Annotated in this window: 17 protein-coding genes; 5 read left to right on the top strand and 12 right to left on the bottom strand. The window is 43.0% G+C overall.

Annotated features, from left to right (window positions below; translation table 11 throughout):
• Nucleotides 1–165: 165 nt before the first annotated feature.
• Nucleotides 166–654, bottom strand: a complete 489-nt coding sequence (locus tag ACRRSX_RS04590) for a GNAT family N-acetyltransferase (RefSeq protein ID WP_432454385.1) — start codon at nucleotides 652–654, stop codon at nucleotides 166–168.
• Nucleotides 655–781: 127 nt separating this feature from the next.
• On the opposite strand from ACRRSX_RS04590, the gene ACRRSX_RS04595 reads away from it, so the two are divergent.
• Nucleotides 782–1,036: a hypothetical protein gene (locus ACRRSX_RS04595; RefSeq protein WP_432454384.1), complete on the top strand. Its 255-nt coding sequence runs from the start codon at nucleotides 782–784 to the stop codon at nucleotides 1,034–1,036.
• A 90-nt stretch (nucleotides 1,037–1,126) separates the two neighbouring features.
• On the opposite strand, the gene ACRRSX_RS04600 is transcribed toward ACRRSX_RS04595, so the two are convergent.
• The gene (locus ACRRSX_RS04600; RefSeq protein WP_432454383.1) at nucleotides 1,127–1,393 is read right to left on the bottom strand and encodes a hypothetical protein; all 267 of its coding nucleotides are present in this window, start codon (nucleotides 1,391–1,393) and stop codon (nucleotides 1,127–1,129) included.
• 85 nt (nucleotides 1,394–1,478) lie between these two features.
• Here ACRRSX_RS04600 and ACRRSX_RS04605 point away from each other — a divergent pair, with 85 nt between their 5' ends.
• The gene (locus tag ACRRSX_RS04605; RefSeq protein WP_432454382.1) at nucleotides 1,479–1,997 is read left to right on the top strand and encodes a hypothetical protein; all 519 of its coding nucleotides are present in this window, start codon (nucleotides 1,479–1,481) and stop codon (nucleotides 1,995–1,997) included.
• Here ACRRSX_RS04605 and ACRRSX_RS04610 read toward each other — a convergent pair.
• A complete protein-coding gene (locus ACRRSX_RS04610; protein ID WP_439022899.1) occupies nucleotides 1,983–2,138 on the bottom strand; it encodes a Mor transcription activator family protein in 156 nt (51 codons plus the stop codon). The two genes, ACRRSX_RS04605 and ACRRSX_RS04610, sit on opposite strands and share 15 nt — an antisense overlap.
• A 665-nt stretch (nucleotides 2,139–2,803) precedes the next feature.
• Here ACRRSX_RS04610 and ileS point away from each other — a divergent pair.
• Nucleotides 2,804–5,950 carry an isoleucine--tRNA ligase gene (ileS, locus tag ACRRSX_RS04615; RefSeq protein WP_432454381.1) on the top strand — a complete coding sequence of 1,049 codons (3,147 nt, stop codon included), beginning with the start codon at nucleotides 2,804–2,806 and terminating at the stop codon, nucleotides 5,948–5,950.
• 361 nt (nucleotides 5,951–6,311) lie between these two features.
• Here ileS and ACRRSX_RS04620 read toward each other — a convergent pair whose 3' ends face one another.
• The 3 genes from ACRRSX_RS04620 to ACRRSX_RS04630 form a co-directional block, all read right to left on the bottom strand.
• Entirely contained in the window at nucleotides 6,312–7,520 is a 1,209-nt protein-coding gene (locus ACRRSX_RS04620; RefSeq protein WP_432454380.1) for an IS256 family transposase, read from the bottom strand.
• A 120-nt stretch (nucleotides 7,521–7,640) separates the two neighbouring features.
• Complete coding sequence (locus tag ACRRSX_RS04625) at nucleotides 7,641–7,931, bottom strand: hypothetical protein (protein WP_432454379.1); 291 nt, start codon at nucleotides 7,929–7,931, stop codon at nucleotides 7,641–7,643.
• A 155-nt stretch (nucleotides 7,932–8,086) separates the two neighbouring features.
• Entirely contained in the window at nucleotides 8,087–8,704 is a 618-nt protein-coding gene (locus ACRRSX_RS04630) for a LysE family translocator (protein ID WP_432454378.1), read from the bottom strand.
• A 166-nt stretch (nucleotides 8,705–8,870) separates the two neighbouring features.
• Here ACRRSX_RS04630 and ACRRSX_RS04635 point away from each other — a divergent pair, with 166 nt between their 5' ends.
• Complete coding sequence (locus tag ACRRSX_RS04635; RefSeq protein WP_432454377.1) at nucleotides 8,871–9,428, top strand: helix-turn-helix domain-containing protein; 558 nt, start codon at nucleotides 8,871–8,873, stop codon at nucleotides 9,426–9,428.
• Nucleotides 9,429–9,691: 263 nt separating this feature from the next.
• Here the strand turns inward: ACRRSX_RS04635 and ACRRSX_RS04640 are convergent, their stop codons facing one another.
• From ACRRSX_RS04640 to ACRRSX_RS04665, 6 genes are all read right to left on the bottom strand, one after another.
• Entirely contained in the window at nucleotides 9,692–10,723 is a 1,032-nt protein-coding gene (locus ACRRSX_RS04640; protein ID WP_432454376.1) for a hypothetical protein, read from the bottom strand.
• Nucleotides 10,724–11,983: 1,260 nt separating this feature from the next.
• Nucleotides 11,984–12,901 (bottom strand): hypothetical protein, encoded by a 918-nt coding sequence (locus ACRRSX_RS04645; RefSeq protein ID WP_432454375.1) that lies wholly within the window; start codon nucleotides 12,899–12,901, stop codon nucleotides 11,984–11,986.
• A 435-nt stretch (nucleotides 12,902–13,336) separates the two neighbouring features.
• Nucleotides 13,337–14,110, bottom strand: a complete 774-nt coding sequence (gene map / locus ACRRSX_RS04650; protein WP_432454374.1) for a type I methionyl aminopeptidase — start codon at nucleotides 14,108–14,110, stop codon at nucleotides 13,337–13,339.
• Nucleotides 14,103–14,327, bottom strand: coding sequence for a ParD-like family protein (locus ACRRSX_RS04655; protein ID WP_432454373.1), 225 nt, complete (start codon nucleotides 14,325–14,327; stop codon nucleotides 14,103–14,105). Before ACRRSX_RS04655 ends, map begins: the two co-directional genes overlap by 8 nt.
• A 235-nt stretch (nucleotides 14,328–14,562) precedes the next feature.
• Nucleotides 14,563–15,570, bottom strand: a complete 1,008-nt coding sequence (mutY, locus tag ACRRSX_RS04660) for an A/G-specific adenine glycosylase (RefSeq protein ID WP_432454372.1) — start codon at nucleotides 15,568–15,570, stop codon at nucleotides 14,563–14,565.
• A 100-nt stretch (nucleotides 15,571–15,670) separates the two neighbouring features.
• The gene (locus tag ACRRSX_RS04665) at nucleotides 15,671–16,303 is read right to left on the bottom strand and encodes an Lrp/AsnC family transcriptional regulator (protein WP_439022894.1); all 633 of its coding nucleotides are present in this window, start codon (nucleotides 16,301–16,303) and stop codon (nucleotides 15,671–15,673) included.
• A 249-nt stretch (nucleotides 16,304–16,552) separates the two neighbouring features.
• Here ACRRSX_RS04665 and ACRRSX_RS04670 point away from each other — a divergent pair, with 249 nt between their 5' ends.
• The gene (locus ACRRSX_RS04670; RefSeq protein WP_432454370.1) at nucleotides 16,553–17,044 is read left to right on the top strand and encodes a GNAT family N-acetyltransferase; all 492 of its coding nucleotides are present in this window, start codon (nucleotides 16,553–16,555) and stop codon (nucleotides 17,042–17,044) included.
• Nucleotides 17,045–17,124 lie beyond the last annotated feature (80 nt).

The following is a 17,124-nucleotide window of genomic DNA, read 5'->3' on the forward strand; positions in this document are numbered from 1 at the left end:
GATCGGACTTAGGTGCGGTGGCGCAAAATTAGCAGCCGTCATTGGAATGCAAAGGCGCTAATAGGCCATTGTATTTTAAACATTTTCAGGAAGTGCTCTGTGCGGAGCCGCATGCAAGGGGTTGTGGGGGGGAGGCTAGATACCTCCGGCTACCCGATTAACTGGCTAAACTTCAAATGTGAGAAAGTGCATAAGTAAATCAATATCAACTTGCTCAGACTGTGTGTAATTTCCCCCAACTAAACCAAAAATTGCAGACTGCCAAAACTTCAGAGCGGCTTCATTGCCAATTAGCACTCGGATTTGCCATTGACCTGAAAACTGCGCTGTCACCAATTTCAGAGCTTGTTTTCCGACACCTTGTCCCTTGAACTTTCGTAGTACAAAGAACTGCTCAACATCGTAAAATTGCCTGTTAGTTGGGTACTTTCGAACCAGAACAAAACCAGCTAACTCAGTATCAGCGTAAATAAAGTATGGAACATGATCTTCCTGCTTCCAATATACATCCAAGCTGCTTTTATTAAACGTAAAGTGACCATTCTCATTCGGAGACCAGCCCATATGCTCAGACATATCATAAATATAATATGGGAACAGACTCTCAAGAATATGACGAGATTTTGCTCCAATTTTTGCTAGAGATACTTCCATTTTAGTCCTTGCCAGTTAGGCATAATGATTACCCTGGTGAAAGTGTCGACGCTCCTGCGTTTATCGTGGGTTTGTCAAACTAGAGCCACACTGTTAGATACAAGTCATAACAGAACAGGAGATCGATATGTTTAAATCTAACTCGTTTTTCATTGGACTAGACGTTCACAAAGAAACCACAGATGTCGCTTATTGTATTGATAACTCGAGAGATGAGCCTATTTACCATGGCACCATCCCCACCAATATTCGTTCTTTCAACAAACTTATCAAAAAATACAAAGGCTTGGCTACTCATCTTTGTGTAGTTTATGAAGTAGGACCCTGTGGATTTTGGCTTTATCGTCATTTGGTGAACCTATCTAAGAAAAGTATCCCATGAGACTGCGATAAATACGGGAGAATCCGAAAACAGGCGGGAGAATTTGATTTACTATTTGAAACGTCCTTTAACATATTGAAAATGCGATGTTTATGAACTTTTTTGTCGAATATAAACTTTTACCGCATGAATTAAGCAGATAGTGACAATAAGCAAAAGACCTAATGGTACTGAAAAGAACAACCACTTCACCGACCTGTCAAAAATACGAGTCATGAAGTTAGACTGCTCCTGAATCGTAGCAACCCAGTTTAGAGCTAAAAATGCTAGAACTGTAAAAATGGCACCTACTAATGCTCCGGCCTGCCAAAACATGTTGAATAGCGCCTTGATACCTTCCTTCTCATGTTTATTCACAGCAATCTCCATTGGGGATTTTGACAATTATTTTCATCAGCACTATACATAGTGACAATTAAGTAAATATACAACGTAGGTGTGTATGGACAACAACGTAATGGTCGTTATCTACAAATGTGCCAGTTTATTAAGTGGTACAGGGCTTTGTTGGATGGGCTATAGCCTGTTTCTCAAAGGAATAACTAAGAGCGCTGGCGACTTTGATGGAGAGTATAAAGACGCAAAGGTAACACTAAGGAATGGAGCCCCCGGCCTTTATTTTGCTATTTTAGGAACCGTAGTCTTAGGATTAACTTTATATAGAGGTGTGAAATTAGAGTCATTGTTGATCACTGAAAATAAGCAGCTTGAACAACTTCAACAAAAACTAACTAACAATGATGAAGCAACCTTAGCCACAGCAACAAAGCTAAACCAGTTAGCCCAAAACTATAAAGGTATATCGACACAGGTGATAACTATGTCAACCACCTTATCAGCAACCAAACTCCCTGAAACGTTTAACCTACCAAAATTGGAGCCTAGGAATTTTTCTGATATTAAGCCTGTACCCAAAGATCTACTAGACCGACTAAACTCGTCTGAATCAATCCCCAAATAGCCCTAGCTGCATTTTGTCTTTGATGCGCTTTTGCATTTGTTTGGTTACGGAGTAGATCCATTGTTCGGATACACCGTATTTTTTGGCTAAAAATTTGTGATTCTTGCCATTAAACTCGCGGAAGATGGAATGGTGAAGAATAAACTAGACACCCATTCTAAAAACAAAAACCTTTCACTCTCTCGATAGCCAAGATTACGCTTTTAACTCCCATCATCTTCGCCGAGTAGCGCAAATGAACAAGGGAGCAAAGTTGAAGTCTGTTTGAGCGTAGTGTTTACTTCAACGCCCTTGTGAGTGAGCAACGGAGGATCTAAGAAGATGCAGGGTGGCCTTTCTTTTGTATACTAAGCTTTAGCCAAGCAAGCTTAGTATATCGCCGTCAGGGCGAAACCCTCACTAACAGATCTATCCAAAACTAAATGATAAAAACGAGACTAACAGCTCCCCAAAAAAATAAGTTAACTCACTTTGGGGCAGAAATTTTTCAGCCCGATCAGGCTGAAATAAAGATGGACATTTCCGAGTTACAAACTAAAACACAATCTGACTGTTCGGTTCACCTCTGATATTGCAAACCATGCGCTAAACAGACATGAATGTGGACCAATTCACTTATACACTGATTGACAAACAAAGCGGCAAGTGCCAACCTGTATTTATGAATATGACGCCTAACTTCCAACGAATTATTATCATCATTTCTTAAGAAATGGTGGGATAGTTAGTGCAACTAAATTTTAAGACCCGCCTAAGAGGCGGGTTTTTTGTACTTACCTCTTAGGATCTTAAGTTAAGAGGTAAATATGAGTTCTAAACAAAAACAGGCATCTCCATCAACAAGTTTTTCTTTTGTGGATGCTGAGCATGACATGCTGCAATTCTGGGAAACGCACAGCGTATTCCAGGCATCTCTGGAGCAGTCAAAAGATAAACCTAAGTTCGTATTTTACGATGGTCCTCCCTTTGCTACAGGGTTACCCCACCACGGCCATTTAGTTGCTTCCACTATCAAAGACATAATCCCTCGCTATCAAACCATGCTTGGACATTACGTTGAAAGGCGATTTGGCTGGGATTGTCATGGTCTTCCTATCGAGCATGAGATAGACAAATCATTGGGGATGTCTGCTAAGGAAGCGGTAGAGAAGTTTGGTATCGCTAAATATAACGACGAATGCCGTGGTATCGTTCAACGGTATACACAGGAGTGGGAGAAAACAATAACCCGCCTAGGCCGTTGGGTAGATTTCGATAATGACTATCGAACTCTGGAACCCTGGTATATGGAATCCGTATGGTGGGTGTTTAAGCAGCTGTGGGATAGAGGTTTGGTTTATCAGGGGGAAAAGGTTGTCGCCTACTCAACAGAACTCGAAACCGTGTTATCAAACTTTGAGGCAACATCGAACTACAAAGATGTGCAAGACCCCGCAATTTCGGTACTGTTTAAACTAGAAGACGAAGATGGTTATCTCGCAGCATGGACGACAACACCTTGGACCTTACCTTCAAATCTTGCTCTCTGCGTAAATCCTGACTTTGATTACGTTAAGGTGTTCGACCAGTCTGTAGGTAAAAAGTTTTGGATTGCTAAAGAGTTATTAGAGAGTTTTACTAAAGGACATTCAGTCGAAGTGCTCGCTACCACTAAGGGGTCAGATCTTGCAGGTAAATCCTATACGCCTATCTTTCCTTACTTTGTACAGAACAAAGCCAAAGGTGCGTTTAAAGTCCTCGCGGATACTTTTGTATCGCAGGAAAGTGGTACTGGTATTGTCCATATCGCCCCCGCTTTTGGTGAGGAAGATCAACGAGTCTGCCGTGAAAACGGTGTCGAGGCTAGTGTGTGTCCGCTGGATAGCCGAGGTCGCTTTACTGGGGAAGTGAGTGATTTTGCCAACGTTTATGTGAAAGATGCTGATAAATCGATAATTCAGGCCATTAAGGAACGAGGGCTGTTGTATCGGCATGACACGTTAATGCACCGTTATCCCTTTTGCCCTCGCTCTGATACACCAATCATCTATCGAACGGTGCCTTCATGGTATATCGGTGTAACCCAACTGAGAGGCAAACTTGTTAAAAACAACCACCAGATCAAATGGGTGCCAGAACATATCCAGCAGGGTCGAATGGGCAAATGGCTGGAAAATGCGATTGATTGGGCGGTTTCAAGAAATCGATATTGGGGGACGCCACTGCCTATCTGGATAAATGATGTTACAGAAAAACCATACTGTGTTGGATCTATCGAAGAGCTGACGTCTTTAACCGGGGCTCAAATTGAAGACTTGCATAGGGATCATATCGACCATTTAACTTTTACTTTAGCCGGAGAGGATGGTGTATATCGTAGGATACCGGAAGTCTTTGATTGTTGGTTTGAGTCAGGCTCAATGCCCTATGCGCAGGTTCATTATCCATTCGAGAACAAGCAAGAGTTTGAAGCAAGTTTTCCTGCATCGTTTATCGCTGAAGGGGTAGATCAGACTCGAGGATGGTTCTATACCTTACAAGTGTTAAGCGAGTGTCTGTTCGGTAAACCCGCTTTCACCAATGTCATTGTTAACGGCATTGTGATGGCGGAAGACGGTAAGAAAATGTCTAAACGGCTAAAAAACTACACAGCTCCCGATATCCTAATGGAACAGTACGGTGCCGATGCGTTGCGATTGTACCTGATCAATTCTGGTCTGGTAAAAGCCGAGGAACAGAAATTTTCTGATAAAGGCGTTCAGGAAATGGTGAGACAGGTACTGCTCCCTTGGTATAACGGATTTAAGTTCTTTAAAACCTATGCTGATATCGACGGATGGAAAGTCGAAGGCTCCGCGCCGAGAAACAACGTACTTGATCAGTGGATTGTTTCTCGTTTGGAAAGTTTGAAAGAAAAAGTGAACGCTGAAATGCAGGCGTACCATTTGTATGAAGTGGTACCACCTTTGTTTGAGTTTTTGGAAGATTTAACCAACTGGTATATTCGTCTGAACCGTTCGCGTTACTGGCAACCTGAAATGAATAAGGACAAGGAGAGCGCTTACGCCACCCTTTATCATTGTCTAGACACGTTTACGACGTTAATGGCACCGTTTGCCCCTTTCTTGTCGGAGTTCATTTATCAACAGCTTAAAGAGTATGACGAGAATGCGCAGCGACCATTGTCGGTACATTTGCGTCGTTATCCTCAAACAATCGAGGAGCTCAGGGTGCCCGATCTCGAGACAAGTGTTCAGAGTTTTCAACATTTGATCATCATGGGCCGACAAATGAGAAATGATATTAAAGTAAAGCTAAAAACACCTTTGAGCCAGGCAACGGTGCTGCACCGAGATAAAACAGTGCTGGATGACATTCGACGTTTGTCTGATTACATAAAAGCGGAGCTTAACTTTAAGTCCTTAAGTTTTAGTACGGAGGAAGGAAAATTTATCGACCTTTACGCGAAGGCAAACTTTCCAGCACTGGGAAAACGTCTGGGTAAGCAAATGAAACACTATGCCAATCTGATTGCTAACCTTGTACCGACTGATATTGTTCAACTTCAGCAAGTTGGGTTTCTGGAAATTGATGGACAACGCTTTTCCGAAGAAGAAATTGTCATCTACAGAAAGGCGAAGGAGGGGGTAAACGCGGTTTCTAACCGTTATATCTCTATGGAGTTTGAACCTAACCTCACAGAAGAGTTGGTTGCAGAAGGGATGATTCGAGAAGTTGTGAGCCGTATTCAGAAACTGAGAAAGTCCTCCGGTTTTGGTGTGACGGATAAGATTTCGGTGTCTATGAACACATCAGATCACGTAAGAAATTGGATAGAAAAGTACTTAAGATATTTGCAGACAGAGACTTTAGCTACACATGTGGATTTTCAGTTACCTACAAATACAGGTGAACAGTACGTTTTAGAGATGGGAGCAGTCAGTATTTCAGTCGCAAAAATCAAAGTTGACTAGCGTCTACAACCGGAAAAGTGCGGCGTTTGCAATAACGCCGCCTTTCAATGAATCGATAGATAATTTCGAGGTAGAATTACGGAAAGGTTCTGTATAAGTTCCCAAAGTACAGATTAGATTAATTTGGTCTACTGCTGTACTGGCTAGGTGGTCAGTTCGTTGGGGCTAAGAAGGTTTGGGGCAGAAGTTCGTTAGATCAATATATCTGTTCCGTGCGATGACTGCCTGACTAATCTATCTAATTGGAATCACCAGACGAATCACGCAGGGGCCCTTCAATTTGGAATACCGAAACGCCAAATGGTCGAGCTATAAATCGCACCGTTAGACCCTGTAAATAATTCTGTGTAACTGCTTTGGGTTACAAGTAATCAGTAAGTCGGTCTTCAAACATAATCATAAAGCGATTGAGAGCCTGTCGCCAGTTTCTTATTGGCATCGACCAGCGTTTCGATGCATCCATAATTGCAAGATAGACAACTTTCCTCGCTGATTCATCCGTGGGGAATAGCTTACGCTTCTTTGTCGCTTTGCGTATCACACTGTTCAAGGACTCTATCGCATTCGTCGTGTAAATGGCTTTACGAATGTCCTGAGGGTAGCTGAACAATGTATTTAAATTATCCCAATGCGCTGTCCAAGAGCGGCTTATCTGTGGGTATTTATCATCCCACTGGTCACCAAATTGTTCGAGGGCCAGAAGCGCTTCTTCCTCGGTATTCGACTGGTAAATACCTTTGAGATCTGCCGTTACAGCCTTGTAGTCTTTCCAAGGGACATACTTCATTGAATTGCGCACCATGTGGACGATACAGAGCTGTATTTGGGTTTTTGGGAATACGGCATTAATAGCATCTGGAAAGCCCTTCAAGCCATCAACACAAGCGATAAGAATGTCGTTGATACCTCGAGTCTGGAGTTCAGTGAGAACGCTGAGCCAGAACTTCGCACCTTCCGTTTCAGATATCCACATCCCTAAAAGTTCTTTCTGACCTTCGATATTTACGCCCAGAGCCAAGTAAATCGCCTTATTGACGAGCTGTTTGTTTTGGCGGATTTTCACCACGATGCAATCAAGGTAGACGATGGGATAGACTGCATCCAGTGGCCGTGATTGCCATTCAACAACCTGCTCTAGAACTGAGTCGGTAACTTTAGATATGAGGCTTGCAGAGACATCAGCATCGTACATTTCTTTGAACGTAGCGACGATTTCACGAGTTGTCATGCCTTTGGCGTAAAGGCTTAATATCTTGTCATCCATCGATTGAAATCGAGTTTGATGCTTACGAACAAGCTTCGGTTCAAACGAGGCATCTCGGTCTCGAGGTACATCCAGTTCAATCTCACCATCGTCGGTGATCAAGGTCTTGGATGAATAACCATTACGACTATTCTTATCGGGCTTTTCAGCGTGTTTCTGATAACCGAGGTGGTCATCAAGCTCAGCATTTAACGCTGTCTCAACAGTCACCTTGGTTAACATTTTACGAAAGTCATCTAGATCTGAAGGGGTCTTGATTGACTTAGCGGCTTCACGAGCAAATGCTTCGAGAGCTTTCTTATCCATGTTGCTTATCCTTAGCCTGTTCAGGCCTAATTATAAGCAATTACACAATTTAATTTACAGGCTCCACCGTTAAGATTTAAAACAAACAATCTGTACGGAGATACATTCTGTTCACCGTTTTTAACGGTAATAATTGTCCCAGCCACGAGTATCAAATGGAATTTGTTTACCTTGCACATCTATATGCAAATAACCTAGCTTTGCGCCAACAACCGTTTTCGAACGAGCAATTGGCATCACAATCGCGTCTATCATCTTTTGAGCATCAGATTTTGAAGCGGGTTTATATACCAAAGCTACTTTATTACCTATCTTCATGCACTTACGGCTATAGGTTATATCTTTATCACCAACTTGACCACAAGCCTGACTTCTAAGTTTGTCTTTCGCTCTGAGAAGGCTTTGCCCCATGTGTGTTGGTGAAATTTTTGACCTATATATTTCGACTACGTCAGTTCTATCCTTCTTGTTTGAAGGCTAGTCAAAAGGTGGTGAAAGGAAACTCCCATTTTCTTTCGTCTTATAAGTTAACTTATTTAATGTTCGCTCTGAATAACCATTCATTGTCAACTAGCTATTAATTGTTGCGAAATGTCTCTAATCACAGGAAAGACCGATAGCAATAACAATAAAGACATAGACATGTTAAACCAGCGTAGAAAGTTATCGTTCTTCAGTTTTTGTTGGAGGAAAGAACCAAACAGTAACCAAACACCTACGCATGGTAATGAAACGAAGAAAAAGGTTGTAGCAATGGTTATGTTTTGGATTGTGTATTGCTCTCCTATGGTTGTGAATGTAGAAATTGCTCCAATAGCAACTACCCATGCCTTGGCATTGACCCACTGAAAGGCCGCTCCTTTCAAAAAAACCAGCGGCCTGGCCTGTTGATCGCCAATATCAACTGAACCAGTTCTGGCTATAAGCCAGGCCAAATAAAGCAAATATGTTGTCCCAATTATCTTTATGATTAAGCTCAGTTGGGGAAACAGTGTAAAAAGACGACCGAACCCCAATCCGACTACTAGGAGCATAACTGTAAAACCGATACAAATGCCTGTCAGTAAAGGCACACTCTTTCGTACGCCAAAGTTTAGTCCCGATGTCATGACCAGAATGTTATTGGGGCCTGGTGTAACTGAAGAAGAGATAGCAAATAACGCTATAGAAATCATGTATTCCAATTTAATTTCCTTTTAATGTTTAGTGTTCGCTTTCATTTTATCAATTACGACAAATTCATAAGCACTTTAATGAACGATGGTTTTTTATATTGAACGAACAAGCGTGAGCTGTCAAAAAAACGTACGTTTGATATAATGAACATAAATTTTACGGCTAATCTGTCCTATGAATAGAAATGACCCACCTATTGCACAAATTGCAGCTACGTTAAATTCAGAAAGAAGACGTTCTGGGCTAAGCATTGCGGAGGTTGCCAGACAGGCAAAAATTGCAAAATCAACGTTGTCTCAATTGGAAAACGGCTTTGGGAATCCAAGTATCGAAACGTTATGGTCTATTTGTAACGTACTTGGTATCCCAGTCTCGCACTTGCTTGAATCACCGAGGCAAAAAACCAAAATCATTCGCTATGGTGAAGGAGCGACGGTCGTCTCAAAGCGTAAAAATTATCAAGCTACTTTGCTTGCAGCATGTCCGCCTAATGTAAGTCGAGATATATACTGGATTGAAGTTGAACCTGGAGAGCCCCATTACTCGGAGCCTCACAATCAGGGCGTAATCGAACACGTTGTTATTACCAAAGGGAAGGCTCAGCTCGGCTTGGTTTCAGAAAGTTACGAACTTAATGAAGGCGATTACATTTCTTACCCTGGAGACTTACCGCATTTGTTTGAAGCCTTACAAGAAGGAACAAGAGCAATGCTGATTTCAGAGCACCGATAAAACGTCTACTTAAGGGGAGTATTAGCCACTAGAGAGACATGCTGTTAAGTAGCATAAAAATTCAATCGTGATTTGTGGTTCTCGGATAGATTGTGCTGACTTTTGCCCATTTTCTCCCACATTAGACACTGCAATAAGAGGCGCCTGATTGCATTTTGGGGTACTAACAGCTATTCGATGATATCTAAATTAGAAGAATCGCTGGCAGGTCTTTGTCCAAGAGTGAGTCAGTGGTATTGGCAAAACCGTGGTATTGTCGTTTGTTATGCATTTTCTACAGACACCCACATAATTTCGGTATCTATACCTAAAAACTCGTACGCCGCCATTGTTTTTTTAACAAAGCTCTCATCTCTTGAAACTAGAACTTTTGCAAATGAACCTATCGAAGCATGTCCTTGGTCACTCATCGCTGCAGTGAAACGTCGCTCTCTATGTGTTTTTGAATCAGGATAATACCCGATGATATTTAAATGGTTATATATCGCGGTGACTTTTTGAAAGTTGAAATATGGCTTCTCTGGATAAATCGGGTTCGTTCTGATAGAGAAGAAATCCTCTAAAGTCCAATTTAAGTCTTTGTACTCATTTTTGTGCTTATAAAGCTCCCATATTTGCTCAAGAACCTTTGGTGGCGATATGTTGTTTAACTCTTTTGGTCCAATGCCCATAGCATATCTGAACGCTTTAACGCCGGACCAGTCTTCTTCATTTTCAACGTTTGAAGACATAATACTTGTAGATTGATCTAAGGTCGATTCCATATGGATTTTAGACAAGGATGAATATGCATCAATTGATTCAGCTACTATCGGATTAGCCTGTCTGATAACATCTGCTTGTTCTTGAAGGTGATCTAACAGACCAGAAAAGGCACCCAACTGTTCATTTTTTAGAACCTCAAAATCGTCCCCTTTACGACCACCGTGAGTTTTGAGTAAGCTTTGCATCATTGACTGAATCAGCTCTTCGTACACAGGCTCTTGACTACAATACTCAGCATAAGCCTCGTAAGGGTCCCTTTTAGAGACCGTAGCCTCATCAGTAACTTCAAATGCGCTGGTCATCCTTTGCTTTATCTGAAAAGCATCAAGCTCTACTAAAACATCAAGAAACTTTTTTGCATAGTCGCCAGAGCGCTTAATTTCTTTTAGAGTCTCATCGGAGTAAACTATTTGATAGTTGTCCTTAATCGAGTATGCAAAGTCGATCATTCCATGTTTTACAAAAATATCGAGAATGTTTTGATCGAGATAGGCAAGTGTTTTTCCTTGATACCTTGGATAGTCTGTCATTTGTCCTCCGAATGCATAACGCCTAAATCAGGTGCGCCTTAGGCGTCACCTGAATTACTTGTGTACGCCGAGCATGGGCATGAACTAATGAGGTGAAAGTCCTCTGTAGGAAGGTCACCGTTTAATAACACTTTGATTATTAAACGCTAACTACTAGCGAATGGCAAGGGCATAACTGCGAGGGAATGTCTGAAGGAAGCCGGACGCCTTTTTATCTAAAGAGAGGGCGAGCTGATGAACAAGAACATTAATAAACTAGACCCCCATTCTAAAAACAAAAAACTTTCACACTCTCGATAGCCAAGATTACGCTTTTAAATCCCATCATCTTCGCCGAGTAGCGCAAATGAACAAGGGGCCAAAGTTGAAGTCTGTTTGAGCGTAGCGAGTTACTTCAACGCCCTTGAGAATGAGCAACGCAGGGTTTAAGAAGATGCAGGGCGAGCTTTCTTTTTGCTTCGTTTTTCTTTGCTCGTCAAAGAAAAATGACGTCGCCGTAGGCGAAAGCTTTTACCCCGTTGCTAACGCAGAACGGGGCTGCTATGAGATAGCTCATTATAAGAAAAGCGATGTCTTGACAATCTGGTGAATTGAGCTAACTCACTTTGAAGCAAAAACCTTTCACTCTCTCGATAGCCAAGATTACGCTTTTAAATCCCATCATCTTCGCCGAGTCGCGCAAATGAACAAGGGAGTAAAGTTGAAGTCTGTTTGAGCGTAGCAAGCTACTTCAACGCCCTTGTGAGTGAGCAACGGAGGATCTAAGAAGGTGCTGGATGGCCTTTCTTTTGTATACTTTTCTTTGGCCAGCAAAGAAAAGTATATCGCCGTCAGGGCGAAACCCTCACTAACAGATCGATCCAAAACTAAATGATAAAAACGAGACTAACAGCTCCCCAAAAAAATAAGTTAACTCATTTTGGGGCAAAAACGATTTAGCACAAAAAAGGTCGGTTAATCGCTGCTGCTTCTCATTCTTCCTGCTGATTGCTGAGTCAGCCATAAGTTTCATGAATCGTTATCACCTTGGGTGAAAGCGGTGAAGAATCAAGCAAAAGCCCCATCATCAACGAGTGCTTAAGGGCTACAAGCATTCACGCAGATTTTCTCTTAAGCTGGGTTGCTGTTATTGCGACTGACCCAATAGGCGTGACTGAATCAATGCATTGCTCAGAGCAATTAAAGGGCGGTTTTTTCCTGTCTATTTTTATGCGGTTTAGGGGATTTGAATTTCGCTTCAGCGTTTAAGTATTGTTTGAGCTAAAAGCGCTTGCCGATACTTAGGCGTAATAAATCGGCGTCGTCTTGGTGGCCTTGATAATCCATCACCCGGCTAAGGCTGAGACCAAAGTAGCCCGAATCAAAAAAATGCCAAGCAGGGAAGTAGTTCACGCCAAAGCTAATTATGCCTTTCAAGTCGTAAGCGCTGCGGTGTTCTATTTTGTCTTGCGCGAGGTAGCCGCCCGCCCCAATTCGCCCTTCGAAATGACTCCCTAGCGGGACTATTTTCCAAAGCTGACTGGTAAAGCCGTGTCGACTGCTGGCCCCGTTGTTACCGCCTTCATCGATATAAGCCAAGGATAAGGCAAGATGATGATTAAAGTGTTTTGCCATATCGATACTGTAACCAATGGTGGTGGTTGGTCCGCCATGGTTAATTTTGGTGTTAACCAGAGATATCGACAAATCGTTGAGCCACGCGGAAGAGGCTGGTCTGCTTTGGTGATTTGCGTTATCTATATCAAAGCCCAAACCAATCAGCAAGGAATTGCTATGTGGGCGATTTGGCACCAAGTAACTATTAAGTTGCAAACGAAGTTGGGCGCTTTGGCTTAAATAGGAAAGTGGATAGATAACGCTAAGGGTGCTCATTGCACCGAGTCGTTTTTCGTTTAGTTCAAGGCCTGAGTGATCAACGGTGGTATTAAAGGACATGTAAGGGCCTGCACCGATCTCGAAGCGGAAGCTATCTGTTGGAACGTAGATGTAGCTGACATGAGTTGAAAAACCATCTCGGTGGTGATTATAGGCGTGGCCTTCGTTGGCATGAACGAGATCGACTCGCCAACTTTGAGCAAAGTGCTGGGCGAAGCGAATATCAAAGGAACGGAAGTGCTGTTTTTTTTGCTCGTCGGTCACGTCATCCTCTAGGTAGGTGATACCACTGCCACCTGCCATTGAAAAGTAGCTCTCTGCGCTGTGGGCGCTTCGTGTTTTTGCGGTGAGGGGCAATGAGCACAGCATGAGCCACAGGCTTATCATGAGTGGCTTGCTGGTTAACAGTTGAACAATGGCGTGGCTAGATAAAATCATGGATCATTTTTGTAAGTGTTTTAATTTAATTAAAACAGCCGCTTGGCTACTATTAGACTGAAATTCAGCTTAGCTTTAATTTGATGGTTTTGTCACTGAAGAAATTAAAGAAATTAAAGATGAGTTACTTTTCACTGTGCTCGGCCGATGTGGGTCGTGACGGTTTGGTGCATCATTCGCGGTGATCTTGTGTCGTGCGGTTTTAGTTCTAGAGGGTCAGTTTACGAGTGGCGCAGACTGACCTACTTTATGCATCTAAGGTTTACTGGGGCTCATTTAGCGCTGATTTCACCACGACTCTTATCGTTCCTCTTCCCGCAGCGTGAGCACCTCATAGTCTACAGGGGTGACTAAGATGGTGTGTTCCGATTGTGCAGAAAGTTTTTTGTCACGGGTGACGACGGTCCAGCCATCTTTTTTGGTTTTAACTTTTGCGGAACCTTGATTGACCATCGGTTCGATGGTGAAAATCATGCCCTCTTTTAGCTCAAGGCCTCGGTTTGGCGTACCGTAATGCAGCACTTGTGGTGCTTCGTGCATTGCTTGCCCTATCCCGTGGCCACAGTATTCTTTCACGATACTATAGCCACGGCGTTCCGCATATTGTTGAATCGCATGGCCAATATCGCCAAGTTTAGCGCCTGGCTTCACTTGTTTAATTCCAGCCCACATTGCCTCATAGGTGGCTTGGGCCAGCTTTTTAGCTGCCGGTGACGCTTCTGGCATGAGATACATCTTGCTTGAGTCTGCAATAAAACCATTTTTCTCTAAGGTAATATCTAAGTTAATGATGTCGGTCCTTTTTAATCGCTGACTAGGCGTTGGAACCCCATGACATACCACTTCATTGATTGAAGAGTTTAAAACATATTGATAACCATATTGGCCTTTGCTCGCTGGCCGAGCATTAAGATCATTGACAATAAAATGTTCTACTTTGTCATTTATTTCTAGGGTAGAGAGGCCGGGTTTAAGGTAGCGGTCTAACATCTGAAAGACCTGTGTCAGTAGGTGCCCGGCATGGCGCATTAATTCAATTTCACTTGCCGATTTAATCTTTACGCCATTATTCATCGGTATGCGCTTCTTGTATGGCGACTTTGGCGACAGAGACCTCTGCTGATTTGAGTAGTTCTGAGACGATTTGATTGAATGAGCGTTGCGGATGAAGCTCGGCTAGCATCCCAATGCGGATCCAGAATTCAGCTTGTGAATTGATCGAGCGTGACATGACAGAACTGGCTTTTCGGATTTCTTGATGGAGTTCTTCGGAAATTTTAACAATACCCATTTTATATGATTCGCTTGCGAAACGTATACGAATCATATATCTATTTCGTCATGAGTCAAGATCATTGGGGGTGAGTCATTGGTGGCGGCTTGCTAAATATTGTTCTCTATTAAAGGGTAAGCCGCTGAATCACAGGCCGACCACTAAGCATTGAAGTTAGCTTGAATGAAGCGCCCAAAATACCAGCACTTAGTGAAATGTACTGGCATTTTGAGGCTTGATGCTTTGACTCTATTTACATATTTTTTAAGATGAATTTTTTGATTGGGGTGGGTAAGCCGCGCGCTTCGAGTTCACTTAATGAGACCCAATGTTGTTCCAGATGTGGTTCATTTATTTGATCAACGGACCAAACCTGCGCCTCTAATTTATAGTGAGTAAAGGTGTGTTTAAAGTTTCCTTTTAATTCAGCGCCGATCAACACTGGGTCTAGATGGACCTGCGGTAGGCACCACAGCGCCCCCCAAATCCCCCCTTCACCACGCCGCTCTAGCAAAATCTTTCCCTGCTCTTCTACCCATAAAAAATGACCGGGTTTGGTGGGGATCACCTTTTTCGGTTTTGCGGTGGGTAGCTGGTCGACTCGTTGGCTTAGAAATGCTGCGCAGCAATCGATAAAGGCACAGTCTTCACAAAGTGGTTTCTTGGGTTTACAGTGGGTTGCCCCCATGTCCAGCAGGCCTTGAGCAAAGGCGCGATTGTGTTGTTGAGGGGTGTAAGTTTCGGCAAGCTGCCACAGTTGCCGGTCAACTTTGCTGGTGCCGGGGACGCCCTCTATTCCAAATAGGCGGCAGAATAGGCGTTTTACGTTGCCATCGACAATTGGACCGTAACGATTATAAGCAAAGGAAGCAATGGCTCCGGCGGTGTAACGACCCACACCGGGGATCTGTTGCAAGGTGTTCACATCTTCTGGGAATTTCCCCTGGCATTCGCTTTGAATATAAATGGCGGCTTTGCGCAGGTTACGAGCGCGAGAATAGTAGCCCAATCCTTGCCAATGGCTCATTACTTGGTCTTCAGTGGCTGCGGCTAAGATCTGCACATTGGGGAAACTTTGCATCCAGCGCTCAAAATAAGGGATCACCGTTTTCACCTGGGTTTGCTGCAGCATAATTTCCGAGACCAGCACCCGATAGGGGCTTGGATCTTGCTGCCAAGGTAAATCATGACGGCCGTGCTGCTTTTGCCAAGCGATTAATCGTTGTTGAAAGTCATCTGAATTCAGCGGGGGATTATTCATTGCCATTGTTTCTCAGTCGCTAGCTTGGAGTCTGAAGGATTAAGGAGCAAAGTGCCTCGGGCTTGATTGAAGCCCCAAGTTTTATGTTTGCGAAAACCGGTTAGCTCATATAGTGGGTCGGTAGAGCGGTGGTACTTTTCATCACTTCCATGGAAAAAGCCGAACTGACGTCGGTAAAAGCCAGCCGCTCGATGAGCTTTTTATACACTTGATCGTAATCATCGATGCTGGGTACCACCACTTGCAGTAAATAATCGACGCTGCCACTCATTCGATGGGCCTCGATAATCTCTGGAATATCCTCGATGGCCTGTTTAAAGAGTGCCAGCCATTGAGGGTCGTGTTGGGCGGTGCGAACACTGACAAACACCGTGACCCCAAGGTTTAATTTTTGGCGGTCGAGCAGTGCCACCTTATGGCGAATAAAACCGGCATTTTCCAATTTTTGTACCCGTCGCCAGCAAGGCGTTGCGGATAAACCGACCCGTTCGGCGATCTCATTTAAGGGAATGCTCACATCCCGTTGCAATAGATTGAGGATTAACTTGTCTTTACTATCTAGTTTCATTTTTCGTTTATGGATGCAAATTGGAAATGAAATACTATTTTCTCCCGCTTTTATCGAACAAACAACCCTTTTATTTATAAGGCTACTGCTCGAAGATTTTAAAAATACTCGCTGGGGCAGAGCAGAATCGATGACCTTGAAAGCGGTGACATACTCTCGGCTCATTGCACTCGTTTAAACTTTCTAACGCCAGATCTCTCCAAGTGTTTCTGAGGTTCCGCTCTCTCACATATGCTGAGTGATGCTTTGTCGACTAAAGGTATTAGAGCGATGCTATGGGCTCTTAGGTTTGTAGCTTTTAAGTTGCTCTGTAACAGCCGAACTTAGGATTTTTGTTTGGTGAAATGAATTAGATCAAATAACATCGGTTCATAAGTACGAGGCATGATAGGCGATTAACGGGGAAACTGCATATTGGAAATTAAAATTGCTAAAAAAGAAAATGCTGAACTGATACTTCATTTTATAAAGGCCTTGGCTATCGCCGAAGGGTTTCCCTTCGAAGTCACGGTGACTCAAGAGGACCTGGAAAATAATCTATTGAGTTCAACGTCTAATGCTGAGGCCATTATTTTTTATGTTAACAATAAACCCTGTGGATTTGCAGTGTATTACTATACATTCTCGACAACCACAGGACAGCGCGGTTTACATTTGGATGATTTATATATTGAACCCGCTTATCAAGGTCAAGGATTTGGCAAACATGTTCTGGTTTACTTGTCACATTTAGCCATCGAGAATCAGTGTGCTCGTTTCGAATGGTGGGCCTTAAAAACAAATGATGCCGCGATAAAGTTTTATAAAAATATAGGTGCCCACAAACTTGAAGAAATCAGCGTTTTTCGCTTAGATCTTCAGGGGATTTTGAGTTTGTCTGATGGTGAGCCAATCAGCAATCAATGAGTGACAAGTCACCGTTCATCGATGGGGCACGTTAAAGCGAGGCATCTCAGAAATGTGCGTTTACGACATTCCCCCCTCAC

This window comes from Agarivorans sp. QJM3NY_30 (genome assembly GCF_050870855.2).
Classification (GTDB): Bacteria; Pseudomonadota; Gammaproteobacteria; order Enterobacterales; family Celerinatantimonadaceae; genus Agarivorans.

Coding starts and splice junctions, on each gene's coding strand:
- ACRRSX_RS04640 (WP_432454376.1), bottom strand. CDS start 10,723: ATGACAGACTATCCAAGGTATCAAGGAAAAACACTTGCCTATCTCGAT.
- ACRRSX_RS04605 (WP_432454382.1), top strand. CDS start 1,479: ATGGACAACAACGTAATGGTCGTTATCTACAAATGTGCCAGTTTATTA.
- ACRRSX_RS04590 (WP_432454385.1), bottom strand. CDS start 654: ATGGAAGTATCTCTAGCAAAAATTGGAGCAAAATCTCGTCATATTCTT.
- mutY (WP_432454372.1), bottom strand. CDS start 15,570: ATGAATAATCCCCCGCTGAATTCAGATGACTTTCAACAACGATTAATC.
- ACRRSX_RS04625 (WP_432454379.1), bottom strand. CDS start 7,931: ATGGGGCAAAGCCTTCTCAGAGCGAAAGACAAACTTAGAAGTCAGGCT.
- ileS (WP_432454381.1), top strand. CDS start 2,804: ATGAGTTCTAAACAAAAACAGGCATCTCCATCAACAAGTTTTTCTTTT.
- ACRRSX_RS04655 (WP_432454373.1), bottom strand. CDS start 14,327: ATGGGTATTGTTAAAATTTCCGAAGAACTCCATCAAGAAATCCGAAAA.
- ACRRSX_RS04620 (WP_432454380.1), bottom strand. CDS start 7,520: ATGGATAAGAAAGCTCTCGAAGCATTTGCTCGTGAAGCCGCTAAGTCA.
- ACRRSX_RS04635 (WP_432454377.1), top strand. CDS start 8,871: ATGAATAGAAATGACCCACCTATTGCACAAATTGCAGCTACGTTAAAT.
- ACRRSX_RS04645 (WP_432454375.1), bottom strand. CDS start 12,901: ATGGCAGGTGGCAGTGGTATCACCTACCTAGAGGATGACGTGACCGAC.
- ACRRSX_RS04595 (WP_432454384.1), top strand. CDS start 782: ATGTTTAAATCTAACTCGTTTTTCATTGGACTAGACGTTCACAAAGAA.
- map (WP_432454374.1), bottom strand. CDS start 14,110: ATGAATAATGGCGTAAAGATTAAATCGGCAAGTGAAATTGAATTAATG.
- ACRRSX_RS04665 (WP_439022894.1), bottom strand. CDS start 16,303: ATGAGCCGAGAGTATGTCACCGCTTTCAAGGTCATCGATTCTGCTCTG.